The organism is Actinopolymorpha sp. B9G3 (genome assembly GCF_040120725.1).
Classification (GTDB): Bacteria; Actinomycetota; Actinomycetes; order Propionibacteriales; family Actinopolymorphaceae; genus Thermasporomyces.
On record NZ_JBEEAB010000003.1, the window covers coordinates 230689 to 246217 of the forward strand.

Annotated in this window: 13 protein-coding genes; 6 read left to right on the forward strand and 7 right to left on the reverse strand. The window is 70.2% G+C overall.

Annotated features, from left to right (window positions below; genetic code table 11):
* Window positions 1-94: 94 nt before the first annotated feature.
* Window positions 95-421 (reverse strand): ArsR/SmtB family transcription factor, encoded by a 327-nt coding sequence (locus tag ABNF93_RS07295; protein ID WP_349326930.1) that lies wholly within the window; start codon window positions 419-421, stop codon window positions 95-97.
* Window positions 422-588: 167 nt separating this feature from the next.
* On the opposite strand from ABNF93_RS07295, the gene ABNF93_RS07300 reads away from it, so the two are divergent.
* Together ABNF93_RS07300 and ABNF93_RS07305 are read left to right on the forward strand one after the other, a co-directional pair.
* Complete coding sequence (locus ABNF93_RS07300; RefSeq protein ID WP_349326932.1) at window positions 589-1236, forward strand: hypothetical protein; 648 nt, start codon at window positions 589-591, stop codon at window positions 1234-1236.
* A gap of 212 nt (window positions 1237-1448) precedes the next feature.
* Entirely contained in the window at window positions 1449-2477 is a 1029-nt protein-coding gene (locus ABNF93_RS07305) for a cyclase family protein (RefSeq protein WP_349326934.1), read from the forward strand.
* A gap of 96 nt (window positions 2478-2573) precedes the next feature.
* Here ABNF93_RS07305 and ABNF93_RS07310 read toward each other — a convergent pair whose 3' ends face one another.
* Together ABNF93_RS07310 and ABNF93_RS07315 are read right to left on the reverse strand one after the other, a co-directional pair.
* On the reverse strand, window positions 2574-4238 hold the full coding sequence (locus ABNF93_RS07310) for a phospho-sugar mutase (RefSeq protein WP_349326936.1): 1665 nt from the start codon (window positions 4236-4238) through the stop codon (window positions 2574-2576).
* 130 nt (window positions 4239-4368) lie between these two features.
* Window positions 4369-5271, reverse strand: coding sequence for a LysR family transcriptional regulator (locus tag ABNF93_RS07315; protein WP_349326937.1), 903 nt, complete (start codon window positions 5269-5271; stop codon window positions 4369-4371).
* A gap of 146 nt (window positions 5272-5417) precedes the next feature.
* On the opposite strand from ABNF93_RS07315, the gene ABNF93_RS07320 reads away from it, so the two are divergent.
* Window positions 5418-6437 (forward strand): aldo/keto reductase, encoded by a 1020-nt coding sequence (locus ABNF93_RS07320; protein WP_349326939.1) that lies wholly within the window; start codon window positions 5418-5420, stop codon window positions 6435-6437.
* A 177-nt stretch (window positions 6438-6614) separates the two neighbouring features.
* Here ABNF93_RS07320 and ABNF93_RS07325 read toward each other — a convergent pair whose 3' ends face one another.
* Window positions 6615-7421, reverse strand: a complete 807-nt coding sequence (locus tag ABNF93_RS07325) for a purine-nucleoside phosphorylase (RefSeq protein ID WP_349326941.1) — start codon at window positions 7419-7421, stop codon at window positions 6615-6617.
* Window positions 7422-7576: 155 nt separating this feature from the next.
* On the opposite strand from ABNF93_RS07325, the gene ABNF93_RS07330 reads away from it, so the two are divergent.
* Window positions 7577-11461, forward strand: a complete 3885-nt coding sequence (locus ABNF93_RS07330; RefSeq protein ID WP_349326942.1) for a S8 family peptidase — start codon at window positions 7577-7579, stop codon at window positions 11459-11461.
* Here the strand turns inward: ABNF93_RS07330 and ABNF93_RS07335 are convergent.
* Window positions 11413-11865, reverse strand: a complete 453-nt coding sequence (locus tag ABNF93_RS07335; RefSeq protein WP_349326943.1) for a gamma-glutamylcyclotransferase — start codon at window positions 11863-11865, stop codon at window positions 11413-11415. The two genes, ABNF93_RS07330 and ABNF93_RS07335, sit on opposite strands and share 49 nt — an antisense overlap.
* A 102-nt stretch (window positions 11866-11967) precedes the next feature.
* Between ABNF93_RS07335 and ABNF93_RS07340 the strand changes: the two genes are divergently transcribed.
* Window positions 11968-13398: an NAD(P)H-quinone dehydrogenase gene (locus ABNF93_RS07340; protein ID WP_349326944.1), complete on the forward strand. Its 1431-nt coding sequence runs from the start codon at window positions 11968-11970 to the stop codon at window positions 13396-13398.
* 100 nt (window positions 13399-13498) lie between these two features.
* Window positions 13499-13714 carry a hypothetical protein gene (locus ABNF93_RS07345; protein WP_349326946.1) on the forward strand — a complete coding sequence of 72 codons (216 nt, stop codon included), beginning with the start codon at window positions 13499-13501 and terminating at the stop codon, window positions 13712-13714.
* A gap of 27 nt (window positions 13715-13741) precedes the next feature.
* On the opposite strand, the gene ABNF93_RS07350 is transcribed toward ABNF93_RS07345, so the two are convergent.
* Window positions 13742-14572, reverse strand: coding sequence for a hypothetical protein (locus tag ABNF93_RS07350; RefSeq protein WP_349326947.1), 831 nt, complete (start codon window positions 14570-14572; stop codon window positions 13742-13744).
* 12 nt (window positions 14573-14584) lie between these two features.
* Window positions 14585-15496, reverse strand: coding sequence for a DMT family transporter (locus ABNF93_RS07355; RefSeq protein ID WP_349326948.1), 912 nt, complete (start codon window positions 15494-15496; stop codon window positions 14585-14587).
* Window positions 15497-15529 lie beyond the last annotated feature (33 nt).

Genomic DNA, 15529 nt, shown 5'->3' on the forward strand with positions numbered 1-15529 from the left:
CGCACGCTCCGGGACGGCCCTGAGCGGTGGTTTCCGTTTCAGCTCGTCTACGTCGGGGCGGTCAACATGGAACGTCTCTGTGCGTCGGACACGGTTACCGTCCTTCCTTGCCGTCGCTGAGCGTGTGGACGGCGCGGGCGATGGTGTCGGGGGAGAGGTGCAGCGCGAACGGGGTGAGGCTGTAGTAGTTGACCGCCTTTCCGTCGTCGGCAAGCTCGAGTTGCGCGGTGACGAGGCCAGCGGCCTGGAGCTTGCGCAGGTGCATCTGCAGCAGTGGTCGGCTGATCCCGAGCTGGCGGGCCATCGCGCTGACGTACTGCCGGCCCGGCCTCAGCGCCGCGACGACCCGCAGCCGGTGCGGGTTGGCCAGCGTGCTCAACGCCTGGAGCAGCTGGTCTCCGGTCAGCTCACTCTCACGCATGATCGACCTTGCACATGCTAGAAATTATTGGCAGGTGCTTCCAGTGCCGTCAACAGCACGGCACAATCGACTCACCGAACGCCCGATGCGCCCGCCCAGCTGGCCCGCCTTGAGCAGGCCCCACGGGAGGGAGCACGCGGGCGATCATGATGTCGGGAGGGTAACCAGTGAGCCGGCTTTCAGTGCGTACGGCGGACAAGGCGTCCAAGATCGAGAGCTTCGCTCCGACCGCGGGTCGGGTGCTCGGCGTGCTCACCCTGGCGATCGGGGCCCTGATCCTCGTCGACATCGTTCTCGAGTGGCGTACCTGGGACGGGTTCACGGCCGCCACGGTCGTCATCGCGGTGAGCGCGGTCGTCTGGCTCGCGCTGGTCCGCCCCTGCGTCGTCGCGTACGAAGAAGCCCTGGTCCTACGCAACATCCTGAGCGACACGTGGATACCGTGGCACCTGATCGAGTCGGTCGCCATCGCCCCGGTCCTCCAGGTGAAGGTGGCCGGCGCGGAACACCGCTCGGTGGCGGTCGCGTTGACCGGCGCCGACCGGCGGTCGCTGCGACGCCGATCGAAGCGCGACGCGGTGCGGATCGCCGAGGGCGGACTCCTGGAACCGGCCGACGCGACGGGCCCGGGCGCCAGTGTCTCGCCGTCCGACTACACCCTCCAGCGGATCGACGGGCTGTCGCGGAAGTATGCGGAGACGACCGCACAACAGACCGGCGGATCGGCGAAGGTCGAGCGGCACTGGCGGTGGCCGGAGTTCGGGGTGATCGCCGCCGCGATCCTGGTCGCCGTGGTGGCGAGCCAGTTCGGCTGAAGCCGACGAGGGCGCGCGCCTTCGTCGGCGTGCCAGGGTCACGCGCAGTCTGACCTTCGTGGCGCCAAACTTCGCGGCGCTGGCCTTCGCAGCGTCGGCGTTCGTGGGCAGCCTCTGGTTCTTCGCGCCCCAGAACCGGCACTATGCGAGCCCTGGCCATTGCTCGCGGAGGCCGGGCACAGTCGTACGGCTCTGACAAGTGGAGGCAACCGATGACGCGGTGGACGCACCGACCCGACGGTTCGACCTGGGGCGACTGGGGGGAGGACGACCAGCTCGGCCGGCTCAACCTGCTGACGCCCGCGAAGGTCCGCGAGGGAATTGCCGAGGTGCGGGAGGGCCTGACGTTCTGCCTCAGCCTTCCACTCGACGCACCTGGCGGCAACGTGGTCAATCCCCGCCGGGTGGCTCCGGTGCTGTCGCCGACGAGTGACGAGAACGGTTTCCGCTACAACTTCCGTACCGGACGGTTGGACGCGCGGCACCTCGACGTCGTCTGTGATGACAAGGTCACCTTGACGCTGCAGTACTCCTCCCAGTGGGACAGCCTCTGCCATGTCGGGGCGATGTTCGACGCGGACGGTGACGGTGCACCGGAAGCCCTTTTCTACAACGGTTTCCGGTCGGGAGCCGATGTGGTGGGCCCGTTGGCGGCGGTGGGCGCCGACGGCCATGCCTGCTATGCGTACAAGCTCGGTGTCGAGAACATGGCCGAGAAGCCGATCCAGGGTCGCGGCGTCCTCGTCGACCTCGAGAAGCATTTCGGCCGTACGCAGACCTACGTCGGTTACGACCAGTTGGCCGCCGTCATGGACGCCGACGATGTCGTGGTCGAGCCCGGCGACATGCTGCTTTTGCACACGGGCTATGCGACGGAGTTACTGGCGATGGGTGGTACGCCGCACCCGGAGCGGGTGCACGCGATGTGCGCGGTGCTCGACGGGCGAGACGAACGCCTGCTGCAGTGGATCAGCGACAGCCAGATCGCGGCCCTGATCGCGGACAACTACGGCGTGGAGGCGTTTCCCGCCAAGGACGGTGGGCCGGATCCGCATGCGGCGTTGCCCATCCATCACCACTGCCTGTTCAAGCTCGGCCTCAACCTCGGGGAGATGTGGTACCTCGAGGAGCTGGCGCTGTGGTTGCGCGAGCACGAACGATCGAGGTTCCTGTTGACGGCTCCGCCCCTGCGCTTGCCCGGCGCAGTCGGTTCCCCTGCCAACCCCATCGCCACCGTCTGAGAGCGCAACGGTCCGGGCTGTGCTGGTCTGAGGCTGTGCCGGTCTGAGGGTGTCCCGAGGGACTCGCGAGGGATTGGCCGAGGCGTCGGCTGCGCATCAGGCGCCCAGCAGGTCCTGGATGTCCCTGCCGATGGCGGCAAGGGCTTCGTCGGCTGCGGTTCTCGCAGCTGCCAGGTCTACCGTGCCCGCTCCCGGATCCTCGACCGGTACGACGACTTCGACGTAGCACTTGAGTTTCGGCTCGGTACCGCTCGGGCGGATGAGGACCCGTCCCCGGTCGGCCAGAACGAAGCGGAGCCCGTCTGTCGGAGGCAAACCGCCGGGCTCGGGAGCGGCGAGGTCGTCGACCCGTTCGACGGGCCGGCCGCCGAGCGACCGGGGCGGAACCTTCCGCAGGCGTTCGAGCGTGGGGGTGGCGTCGGCGACGGTACGCAGCCGGACCGCGTGCTGCTGCGTGGCATGGACGTCGTACTCCGTGGCGATGTCGTCGAGCAGGTCGATGAGCGTCCGGCCCTCGGCCTTCAACGCGGCCGCCAACTCTGCTATCCGGACGATCGCCGAGATGCCGTCCTTGTCGCCGACGGCGCCCGGGTCGACGCAGTAGCCGAGCGCTTCCTCGTAGCCGAACATCAGCCCCGGCACGCGGCCGAGCCACTTGAAACCGGTCAGCGTCTCGACGTAGGGCACATCATGGCGCGCGGCGATCGCCGACAGCAGGGAACTCGAGACGATCGTCGTCGCGAGCGTCCCGCGGATTCCCGACCGCAGCAGATGGACGGCGAAGAGCGCGCCCACCTCGTCTCCTGACAACCGGCGGAACCCGCCGTCGCTCGGCACCGCGACCGCGCACCGGTCGGCGTCCGGATCGTTCGCGAGCACGATGTCCGCGCCGATGTGCCCTCCCAGCTCGAATGCGAGGTCCATCGTTCCGAGCTCTTCGGGATTCGGGAAGGCCGTCGTCGGGAAGTCGGGATCAGGCTCGGCCTGGGCAGCGACGACAGTGGGGGCGGAGAACCCGGTCCGTTCCAGTGCCGTCCGTACGACCGCACCTCCCACGCCGTGCAGTGGGGTGTAGGCGATGCGCAGGTCCCGGGGACCGGGGGCAGGCAGCGAGGCGACCCGCGCGAGGTACGCCTCCACGACACTGTCGTCGAGTGTCTCCCACCCCTCGCCGCGGGAGACGGACGTGAGCCGTCCGACCGCCGCGATCTCAGCCGCGATGTCGGCGTCAGCGGGCGGCACGATCTGCGTACCGTCGCCGAGGTAGACCTTGTAGCCGTTGTCCTGAGCGGGGTTGTGCGAGGCCGTGACCATCACGCCCGCGACGCATCCGAGGTGTCGGATCGCGAACGCCAGAACGGGTGTGGGCAACGCCCGGGGCAACACCAGTGGGCGCAGCCCGGCACCGGCGAGAACGGCCGCTGTGTCGCCTGCGAAGGTGCGGGAGTTGTGGCGGGCGTCGTAGCCGACCGCGACGGCGCCACCTGCATGTCCGTGCGTACGCAGGTAGGCGGCGAGTCCGGCGGCGGCCCGGATGACGACGACGCGGTTCATCCGGTTGGGCCCTGCGCCGAGTGCGCCGCGCAGGCCGGCAGTCCCGAACTCCAACGTTCCGGCGAACCGGTCCGCAAGCTCTGCCCGCGCGGCTTCGTCATCGTTCTCGGCGGCGGCGACGAGGGCGGTGAGTTCCGCACCGGTCACCGGATCGGGATCCTCCGCGAGCCATTCCCGCGCCTTCTCGACCAGACCGCCGAGCTCCATCGTGCCCACCTCGTTCACCCGACCCACAGCGCCCCCTCAATCCGGTGATCATGATCGTGATCATGAAAGCTTTTCAGCCGGACAGCCGACAAATCCTTCATGATCATGGACGAGTGGCGCCGCCACTGCATCATGGGCGAGCGGCGCCGGCACTCCGCCGGGGTGCCAACGCCGGATCGGTGAGCAGCGCCGCCGCCGCCGGGCTCGGCCTACGCCCGGCGGGGACCGCCACGACCGTCCGCCACTCGGGGACCGGCGCCCGGAGGGGTACGAAGCGCGCCCGGGTCTTCTTCTTCGTGAAGCTGTGCGGCACCAGCGCCACCCCGAGACCGGCGCCGACGAACTCGAGCAGCGAGTGGACGTCGTTGACCTCCAGCGCCACTCGCCGTTCGATCCGCGCGTCGGCGAGCGATCGGTCGGTGACGTCGCGGGTGATCCAGCCGGGGTGGAAGTCGACGAACCGTTCGTCCTTGCAGTCGGCGAGGTCCAGGCTGTCCCTCCCGGCGAACGCATGACCGGGCCCACACGCCAGCACCATCGGCTCGCGCGCCAGCGGTGTCACAGCGACCCCCGCCGGTTCGCCGGGCGGCTCGGACACCAGGGCGACGTCCATGTCGCCGGCCCGGACCTGCGCGAGCAGTTCTGGCGTACCGCCCTGCTTCAGCCGGATCTCCACACCCGGATGTGCCTGGTGGAAGCGGGCGAGCAGGTCCGGGACGCTCAGCGCGCACAGGCACTGCAGCGTCCCCACCACAAGCCGGCCGCTCACCAGCCCGCGGACGGCGGCGACGGCTTCGCGCGCGGCCGCCACGTCACAGAGCGTGTGTCGCGCCTCGACGAGCAGTGCCCGCCCGGCGTCGGTGAGCTCGACGCTGCGGGTGCTGCGGATGAAGAGCTCGGCCTCCAACTCCCGTTCCAGTGAACGAATGGACGCGGAGATACCGGACTGCGCCACGTGCAACCGCTGGGCCGCCCGGGTGAAATGTCGTTCCTCGGCAACGGTCACGAAGTACTCGAGTTGGCGTAGCTCCATGGCAGGTCATCACCTGGCCTGATCAGCTGGATCGGTTTCTTCTGTTGGACAGCTTAATCGTGCTGGGGCACCCTTGACCGCGAAGCTCGGGTCCGGACTGTGCCTGCTCAAGCCGCACGTCCGGTACCCCTCGGATGGAGGTACGCATGGAATATCGCACGCTGGGCGGCACCGGCACGATCGTGTCGTCGCTGTGCCTGGGCACGATGACGTTCGGTACGGAGAGCGACGAACGCGTCTCGCACGCGCAGCTCGACCGCTTCGTCGAGCAGGGCGGCACCTTCATCGACACGGCCAACGTCTACTCCTCCGGCGCGTCCGAGGAGATCATCGGCCGCTGGCTCGCTGCCCACCCGGAACTGCGCGAGCACCTCGTCATCGCCACGAAGGGCCGATTCTCCCGCACGGGTGTCCGCAACGAGCTCGGCCTCTCCAGGCTGCACCTGACCCGCGCCCTCGACGCCAGCCTCCGCCGGCTCCAGGTGGAGACCATCGACCTCTACCAGGCCCACGCCTGGGACCCACTGACGCCGATCGAGGAGGCGCTGCAGTTCTTCGACGACGCGGTACGTGCCGGCAAGATCCACTACGTCGGCGTTTCGAACTTCCTCGGCTGGCAGCTGCAGAAGGCCGCGCTACTGACCGAGCACCTCGGACTCGCGCCGATCGTCACCCTGCAGCCGCAGTACAACCTGCTCCAGCGCAACATCGAGTTCGAGCTGGTGTCCGTCTGCGAGAACGAAGGCATCGGCATCCTGCCCTGGTCCCCGCTCGGGGGCGGCTGGCTCACCGGCAAGTACACCCGCGACTCCACGCCGACCGGCGCGACCCGCCTCGGCGAGAACCCCGAGCGCGGCATGGAGGGCTACGCCAAGCGCAACGCGGCCGAACGCACCTGGCAGGTGATCGACGCCGTACGCAAGGTCGCCGAAGGTCGAGGTGTCTCGATGGCACAGGTGGCCCTCGCCTGGCTGGCCGACCGCCCGGCCGTCACGTCGGTCATCCTCGGTGCCCGTACGGTCGAGCAGCTCGACGACAACCTCGGTGCGGCGGGCCTGCACCTGTCGGAGGAGGAGGCCGCCCTGCTGACTGACGCGAGTACGCCGATCGTCGACGACTACCCCTACGGCGTACCAGGGGCGGCCCAGCGCAACCGGGCCGTCTGACTCACCGTCGGCGAGAGACCGCAAATGACCACGCTGCCCATGCCTCTGGACTCTGACCAGGCATCGACGCCTGGCTGAGTTCGCAGAGGCATGGGCAGCGTGGTCATTCTCCGCGCCCCGGCGCAGGCGCCCCGGCGCAGGCGCCCCGGCGTTACTCGCCCGGCGGCACGTGCCCGGCTACAGCCGTCCGACGAGGGCGGAGAGGAGCCGGCCCATCCGGTCCGCGGCGGACTGGCCGGCGGCCAGCACCTCCGTGTGGGAGAGGGGTTCGCCACTGAGGCCGGCCGCGAGGTTGGTCACCAGGGACAGGCCGAGCACCTCGGCGCCACCTTCGCGGGCGGCGATCGCCTCCAGGGCCGTCGACATGCCGACGAGGTCCGCGCCGATCGTCTGCAGGTAGCGGATCTCCGCCGGCGTCTCGTAGTGCGGTCCCGGCAGCTGTGCGTAGACACCCTCGGGTAGCGCCGGCTCGATCTCGCGGCACAGCGCGCGGAGCCGACCGGCGTAGAGATCGGTGAGGTCGACGAAGTGCGCGCCCACGAGCGGCGACTGTCCGGTGAGGTTGAGATGGTCGGCGATCAGGACCGGAGTGCCAGGCTCCCATTCCTCGCGGAGCCCGCCGCACCCGTTGGTGAGCACCACCACGCGGCACCCGGCCGCGATCGCGGTACGTACGCCATGGACGACGGCCGCGACGCCGTGGCCCTCGTAGAGATGCGTACGACCGAGGAACACCAGCACCCGCCGACCGCCGGCGACGATGCTGCGGACCCGACCGGCATGGCCGGCCACCGCTGGGGGTGCGAACCCCGGCAGCTCGGTGAATCCCACCTCAGCCACGGTGTCGCCGAGCAGGTCAGCGGCGGACCGCCAGCCAGAGCCGAGTACGACGGCCACGTCGTGGCTGGCTACTCCGGTGCGTTCGGCGAGGAGCGCGGCCGCGGATGCCGCCACGGCGTATGGATCGGTCCGTACGTCCGTCACGGAAGCCGACCCTACTTGTTGCCTGGCGAGCGGCGACGGCTTGGCTGAATCGAGCCATGACACATCAGCGCCACGGCAACTGCCTGGACCCGGATCATCTCCACTGTGAAGCTTCCGGAACGCCGTGTGCTGGCGGGGAGTCAGGAGGTTGAACGGTGAGATCACCGCGTGGCGCCCGCCGGGGCCCCCTTGCTTACCGAGTCGCCGTCGTCATCGTCGCCACCCTTGCCGCCGTGGGACCGGCATGGGGCGCGGCGCTGGGTGCGACATCGGTTGTGGTGTCGGGTGCGGGTCCTGCGACTGCCGACGTCAGCGCGGCAGCGACCAGGGGGACCTACACAGTCACGCTGATCACCGGCGACGTTGCCAGACTCACCGTGCTCCCCGGCGGCCGGAGGCTCGCCGAACTCGTGCAGCAACCGGCCACGGACCCTCGGCCCTATTTCGTCGGCGACTACGACGGAGACGTACGCCTGATTCCCGCGGAGGCGATGCCGTATCTCGCGAGCGGCCAGCTCGACGAGAGCCTCTTCAACCTCACCGAACTCGTCGCGCAGGGCTATCGCGACGACGCGAGCCTTCCGCTGATCCTCACCGCCCCTGCCACGGGCGCCCGGGCGGACGAGGTGCCGATGACTCCGACCGGGGTCGCGCGCAAGCGCCGCCTGGGCAGCGTGTCTGCGTTGGCGGTAACACCGCGTCGGGAGGACGCTCGGGACTTCTGGGAGTCGATCGACGACGACACGCCGGCCGATGGCCTACCGCGGCTGGCTCGAGGGATCGGCAAGGTCTGGCTCGACGCCCGGGTGCGGGCCACCCTGGACGAGAGCGCCCCACAGATCGGTGCGCCGCAGGCGTGGAAGTCGGGTTACACCGGCAAGGGTGTGCGGGTGGCCGTGCTCGACACCGGCTACGACGCGGCTCATCCCGACCTCGCCGGCAGGGTCGCGGCTGCCCAGACGTTCGTTCCCGGTGAGACGGTGGTGGACGGGAACGGCCACGGTACGCATGTTGCTTCGACCGTCGGAGGTTCCGGTGCGCCCTCCGGTGGACGCCGTAAGGGGGTTGCCCCGGACGTCGACCTGCTGGTCGGCAAGGTTCTCGACGACCGCGGTCGCGGCTTGACCTCGCAGATCATCGCCGGCATGGAGTGGGCGGTCGACAACGACGCGAGGGTCGTGAACATGAGCCTGGGCGGCACGGCCTCCGACGGCACTGACCCGCTCAGCCAGGCGGTCGACGAGCTGAGTGCGCGTTCCGGCGCGTTGTTCGTTACCGCGGCCGGGAACTCTGGACCGGAAGAAGGCACGGTGGGGGCGCCCGGCACTGCCACGTCCGCCCTGACCGTCGGCGCCGTGGACAAGCAGGACGTCCTCGCGGGCTTCTCGAGTCGTGGTCCGCGGCGCGGCGATGGAGCCGTCAAACCCGAGGTCACGGCACCTGGCGTCGACATCGTGGCCGCCCGGGCCGCCGGCACCAACCTCGGCCGCGACCTGGACGAGTACGCCACCGCGTTGAGTGGCACCTCGATGGCTACCCCCCATGTCGCGGGGGCGGCGGCCCTGCTGGCGCAGCGGTATCCGGACTGGTCCGCCGCGCAGCTCAAGAGCGTGCTCGCCAGCAGCGCGGTGCCGGCGTTGGACGCGCCCGCCACGGCCCAGGGCACCGGTCGGATCGACGTTGCCGCGGCCCTCGCCCAGCGCGTCCACCCGAGTACGGCGACGGTGGCCTTCGGCAACCTCGCCTGGACCGGAGAATCTCGACCACCCGTCACCCGCGAGGTCACGTACACCAACACCACCGCCAAGACGGTACGCCTCGACCTCAGCGTCGACGTGGATCCACTCGCCGCCGGGAGCACCGCACGCGCCGACCTGGTGCTGGCGTCGCGGAGGTTGACGATCGCACCCGGGATGACGGCGACGGCCACTCTGCGTCTGGCCCCGAACGACACCGAGCCTGGGAGCTACGCCGGCCAGCTGATCGCCCGCGGCGCTGCTGCCGGAACGTTGCGTACGGCCGTCGGCTTCACGGTCGGCGGCCGGACCCACACCGTCGAGGTCTCGGCCATCGACAGGGACGGCGGACCTGCCCTTCCGGCCAGCGGAGCTCAGCTGTGGAACGTCGACACCGGCCAGGTCATGGTGCGGGCATTCGACGCGACCGGCACCCGCATCTTCCAGGTCCCGTCCGGGCGCTACGCCGTGATGGTCTTCGTCAAGACATCCGACGGCGGGACCTTCGACCGGTCGGTGACCCTGCTGGGTCGGCCCGACGTGACGGTGACGTCGTCGATGAAGCTCGCGTTCGACGCGCGGGACGCCGAACGGATGACGATCAGAACCCCCCGACCGGCCGACCCGGACCGGTACATCCTCTCCTGGTACCGCTCGATCGACGACCGGAGCGCACTCTCCGGCTGGGTGCTGTCCGGGAAGCAGACTCCGGAGGTCTACATCCAGCGGTTCCCGAAGGTCCGTACCGGCACGTTCCTGGTCGCGCACCGTTGGGGGTTCTCGCAGCCGCTGATGACGGTCGACGTCATGGGGGCGGGTGGCTTCAGGCTCCCGACGCCGCTGAAGCTCGGTGGCAGCGCGACACCGGCGTACGTCGGGAGCGAGGAGCTTCCCGTGGTCGACGGGGGCGACGCGACACCCGAGGACCTCGCGGCAGTGCCGGCGGCTGGTGCCGTCGTCGTGATCCGGTGGGCGGGGCCGGGCAAGAGCGCTGGCCAGGTGACGGCGGCCGCGGCTGCTGGCGCGAGCCTGGTCCTGTTCTACAAGGACGCTCCGGGCTACTGGTCCGACGGGTCGGTGGGCACGGCCCTTCCCGCGTACGGCCTGCAGCAGTCGGAGGCACAGCGGTTGTTGGCCCTGATCCCGGCGGGCGGCTCTGTGCCGGCGCGGGTGACCGGACGCCGCGACAGTGCCTACGGCTACGACCTCATGCTGACCGAACCCGAGGTGGACGGGCCGCTGACCTATGATGCCGGGCGGCTGCCGACCGCCGAGGTGACGACGTTCTTCCACCGCCGCGCCGTCCCGTCGCTGCCCGGCGAGGTGACCTACCGCGACGCCTTCGTCCCCGGCATCAGGGACGGTTTCCCGATCGCCCGGACCGTGGCCGCGCCGGTGCGGCGTACCGACCATCTCACGACGGCCGGTGACACGGCCTGGGCCCGCCGTTCGGTCGGCGACGCCCTGCATGCTCCGTGGCGAGGCTTGGAGTACGACCTGCCGCGAGAGTACGAACGCGGCGATGCTGTCGACCAGCACTGGTGGCCCGCACTCACCCGGCCCGCCGTCCTGGACCAGAGCGGCGACGAGCTGGACGGCTCACCGGTGGCGCGCTTCGGCGACGCAATCCGCCTGCTGATCCCGCCGTTCGTCTCCGGCGACCGGCAGATCTACGGGTGGGCCGACGACCCCGACGACCACACCGAGGTCGTGCTTCGCCGTGGCGGCGCCGAGGTCGGACGCGCCGACCAGTCGGTGACGCGGTTCCTGGTCCCGGCGGAGGCGGCAGTCTATGAGCTCGACATGACCGCACGACGGGCACCGGACACTTGGTCCACCACGTCGAACAGCACTCGCAGCGTGTGGACGTTTCGTTCCGGTCATGCGGCTGGGCGCGAGGTGCTGCCCCTGATCCAGGTGGACTACGCGCTCGAGACCGACCTCGCGAACCAGCTCGGCCGCTACGAACCCGCGCAGATCGTCCTCACGCCTGCGTACCAGCCCGGTGCTCGTGGGCCGGGTCACTTCCGCGTCGACGCCGAGGTGTCGTACGACGACGGCATCAGCTGGCAACTGCTCGGTTCGGTGCCCGGCAAGCGAGGAACCTTCGGCGTGACGCTGCCGCCCGCGCCGGACGGAGCCGAGGCGGGATCGGTGCGCGTGACCGTTACCGACGCCGCTGGGAACTGCTGGTCCAACGCATCGACCGAGCGTGGCGGCTGTCTGAGTCGTGAGGTAGTGGGGTGGTCGCCACGTCAGAGGCCGACGTTGCGGCACGGGCGGCGGCGGAGCTCGGCGGCGTAGTCGTCCGGGGCGCCGGCCGCCTCCGCCGCCTCGGCGAGGATGCCGAGATAACGGGCCGAGGGTAGCCCGCCCTCGAACGCGTCCAGGACGTAGCTGACCGCCGTCACCGGACCTTCGAGGGTCTGCACCAGTACGCGGATCTTGCGGTAGAGACCGAGGTTCGCACCTTCCCACACCTCGAGCGTGGGTTCGTCGGCCGGTGCGACGTCGTAGAGGGCGACGAAGACCTGCGCCTTCTCGTCCTCGACGACAGTGGCGAGTGCGCCTTCCCAGCCGTGGTCCTCGCCGCCGAAGGTGAGCCGCCAGCCGACCAGCCACCCCGTGCCACGAAGGGGGGAGTGCGGGCAGCGGTCCGCCATCTCGAGCGGACTGAGGTTGGCTGCGTACGCGGCGTACAAGGTCACGATCTTTGAGGGTAACGGCCCCACGCAAGGGTTGGGGGGAGAACTGCGGGGTCACCTCGCCTATCTGGCTGACGGAGTATCGGTGAGAGAGGATGGGACACCGTGACCAGAGTGGTGATTGTCGGAGGCGGACCTGGCGGCTACGAGGCGGCGCTGGTGGCGGCGCAGCTCGGCGCGGAGGTGTGCGTCGTCGACCGCGACGGGCTCGGCGGCTCGGCGGTCCTCACCGACTGCGTACCCAGCAAGACCCTGGTGGCCACCGCCGAGGTGATCGCCCAGGTCCGCGAGTCTGGCGAGCTGGGGCTGCGGATCGGCCGCGCGTCACCGGAGGTCGGGGGCGTCACCGTCGACGTCGCGAAGGTCAATTCCCGGGTCAAGGCTCTCGCCCGCACCCAGTCCGCTGACATCGAGCGCCAGATCCAGCGGGAGGGTATCCAGGTCCTCCATGGCACGGGCAGCCTCGACGGACCCGACAGGGTGATCGCCACACTCGCCGACGGGGGCACAGAACTCCTCGACGCCGACGTGATCCTCATCTCGACCGGGGCCCATCCACGGGTGCTCCCCGACGCCGTACCCGACGGGGAACGCATCCTCACCTGGGAGCAGGTCTATGACCTGGACGAGCTTCCCGAACGCCTCATCGTGGTCGGTTCGGGTGTGACCGGTGCGGAGTTCGCGGGAGCCTACAACGCGCTCGGCTGTGACGTCGTGCTGGTGTCGAGCCGCGACCGGGTGCTGCCGAGCGAGGACGCGGACGCCGCCACGGTGATCGAGGACGTGTTCACCCGGCGCGGCATGACGGTCCTGTCGCGGTCGCGGGCGGCGTCGGTGCAGCGTGGTCCGGTCGAGGGCGGCCGCGACGGCGTCGTCGTCACGCTCACCGACGGGCGCGTGGTGGAGGGTTCACACTGCCTGCTGGCCGTCGGCTCGATTCCCAACACCGCCGACATGGGCCTGGACAAGGCAGGTGTACGACTGGACGACGCCGGCTTCGTCGAGGTCGACCGGGTCTCGCGGACCACCGCGCGCGGCGTCTACGCGGCGGGGGACTGCACCGGTGTGCTCATGCTCGCGTCCGTCGCCGCGATGCAGGGCCGGATCGCGATGCGCCACGCGCTGGGCGACGCGGTCCAGCCGCTCGACCTCGATCAGGTGTCCGCGACCGTCTTCACCGACCCCGAGATCGCCACCGTCGGCTGGTCACAGGCCGACGTCGACAGCGGGCAGGTGCAGGCGGTGAGCGTCAAGCTGCCTTTGGCACGCAACGCCCGCGCCAAGATGCAGGGCATCCACGACGGGTTCGTCAAGCTGTTCTGCCGCCCGGGCACCGGGATCATCGTCGGCGGCGTCGTCGTCGCTCCGCGCGCCAGCGAACTGATCCATCCGGTGTCGATCGCGGTGTCGGGACGCATGACCGTCGACCAGGTGGCAAACGCGTTCGCGGTCTATCCGTCCCTCTCCGGGTCGGTCGCCGAGGCGGCCAGGCGGCTGCACCTTCGGGGCGAGTCCCCTGGTACCGGACATGGGTGACGTACGCCGCCGCCATGTGTGCGACACCAGAGGTCAGGGAAAACTGGAATTGGGTCCGACAAGGGTCTGACGTAACGCCTCAGCGAACGGGGGAGCTGAGATGCGCGGGACACTCACGACGGGACCATCCACCGAGAACAGCAGCCGGCAGACCACCATAATCCGGAGGCGCTGGGCGCACTATGTCGTCCTGGTCGTCGTCGCTCTCCTGATGTTCGGCCTGACGTACGCCGCAAAGGTGACGCCGGCCGCCGGCGCCGACTCTCCGGACATAGCCCGCTCCGCCTCGCACCAGCGTGCCGGCACCGGTACCTGAGTCTCCGCATCCGGCGCCGGTGGATCGTCAGAAGCCGAAGTCGCCGCCGAAGTCGAAACCGCCGCCGTCGCCGCCACCGCCGAAGTCGCCGCCGCCGTCGCCGCCGGCATCTCCACCAGCGTCGCCGCCGTCGCCACCAGCGTCGCCGCCGTCGCCGCCGCCTTCATCGCCGTAACCGCCGTCGCCGTAGCCGCCCCACATACCGCCCATCATCGAGCCCATGAGGAACGCCGGAAGCAGGCCGGACGTCGCGAAGCCGGCGAAGTAGCCCTGCATCCAGGGGGCGTAGGCGGGCCCGCCCTGCCAGTAGGGCACCCGCTCGCCGTCAGGGCCCGTCACCTTGCGGATGTCGGGTTCGGCGCCAGCGCGGACTCGCTCGGCGTCGGCGGCGCAGACCGGCACGGTGCGGTAGGCACCGCCGGCGGGCGCCCACTCGACGTCCTCGAACGACGGTCCGTGCTGGGGGTTGAAGAAGCATGGCGGCCGCCGCTGCGGCAGACCTTCGCCCTTGATCCGCGCGCGCACGCAGGCGACGGCGTACTTGCCGTCTTCGAGGATCGACGTGATGTGCTTGATGTCGTCAGGCCGCTGGGCCGTGTCGAGGGCCTTCTTGGCGGTGTCGTACTCGTCCAGCGCGCGTTCGTAGTCCTGCCGGGTGGCCTCGTCGAGGTCCTGCCCGGCGACGTCGGTGTCGAGGCGCTGCAGCTCTTCGCCGAACTTCGTGACGTCTTCGGCGGCGAACGCCTTGACCTTCTGCAGCTCGGCAGCCTCGAGCTCTCGGCGCTGCGTCTGCGCCCGCCGGTTGGCGACGAACGCGACGATGCCGATGATCACCACTGCGACAAGTAGAAACTCCACGAGCGGCCTCCCTTAGCCTGCTTTCAGCTTAGACGCTCGAACCCTCCCCTCGTGTTCCCCGCTCCCCGGGGTGATCCGCGGCGGTCGGCTGCACGCCCAGGAACCGCCCAGGATCAGGGCAAGTCCGGCGAAGGTGCCGATTCCCAGCGGCTCGTCCAGGAGCGCCGCGCCGTAGCCGATGGCGAACACCGGCGCGAGGTAGGCGACCAGGCTGGCACGCTGCGGCCCGACTTCGGCGATCAGCCGGTTGAACAGGACGAACGCACCCGCCGTGCAGGCGACGGCGAGGGCGAGGAGGGCGCCCCCAGCCGTCCACCCGGGCGCCCGGGTGGGCAGGTCGAGAGCCGCGGGCGGCACCAGCAGCACCGCCGCGGTCCCCATGGTCGCCCCGGTGAGGGCGGTGGCGTGCACCCCGTGCATGAAGCGCCGGACGAGGGTCAGCGCGACGGCGTAGGACATGGCGGCAGCGACCACCATGCCGGCGCCACCGAGGTCGACGGAGGCACCGGTGCCGATCCCGCCCAGCAGGAGAGCGACGCCGACAAGGCCGACGAGGGTGCCGACGAGCGCCTGGACGCTCGGGCGCCCGAGCGCCATGACCGGACCGAGGACGACCAACCACAGCGGCGCCGTGGCCACCAGCGTTCCCGCGAGCCCGGAGTCGATGTGCCGCTCCCCGGCGGAGATGAGGACGAACGGCACCGCGACCTGGAAGAGCCCGACGAGCGGGAGGTACTTCCACCGGCCCTCGAGCGCGGACCGCCGCCGCCAGGTGAGGGGGAGGAGGACGAGTGCCGCCCCCGCCACCCGTACGAACGCGAGGAACGCCGGTCCGACGTCGCGCAACGCGATGCTGATGAAGAGGTACGACGATCCCCACAGGGCGGAGAGGGCGAGCAGCTCTGCCCAGGCACGACGTGGCATCGCCCACTCATTCCCGCCCTGCCGGGCCTGGAG

Bases quoted from the DNA above. Each gene is read 5' to 3' on its own strand.
- ABNF93_RS07295 (WP_349326930.1), bottom strand. From the start codon at position 421: ATGCGTGAGAGTGAGCTGACCGGAGACCAGCTGCTCCAGGCGTTGAGC.
- ABNF93_RS07305 (WP_349326934.1), top strand. From the start codon at position 1,449: ATGACGCGGTGGACGCACCGACCCGACGGTTCGACCTGGGGCGACTGG.
- ABNF93_RS07310 (WP_349326936.1), bottom strand. From the start codon at position 4,238: ATGGAGCTCGGCGGTCTGGTCGAGAAGGCGCGGGAATGGCTCGCGGAG.
- ABNF93_RS07315 (WP_349326937.1), bottom strand. From the start codon at position 5,271: ATGGAGCTACGCCAACTCGAGTACTTCGTGACCGTTGCCGAGGAACGA.
- ABNF93_RS07320 (WP_349326939.1), top strand. From the start codon at position 5,418: ATGGAATATCGCACGCTGGGCGGCACCGGCACGATCGTGTCGTCGCTG.
- ABNF93_RS07345 (WP_349326946.1), top strand. From the start codon at position 13,499: ATGCGCGGGACACTCACGACGGGACCATCCACCGAGAACAGCAGCCGG.
- ABNF93_RS07355 (WP_349326948.1), bottom strand. From the start codon at position 15,496: ATGCCACGTCGTGCCTGGGCAGAGCTGCTCGCCCTCTCCGCCCTGTGG.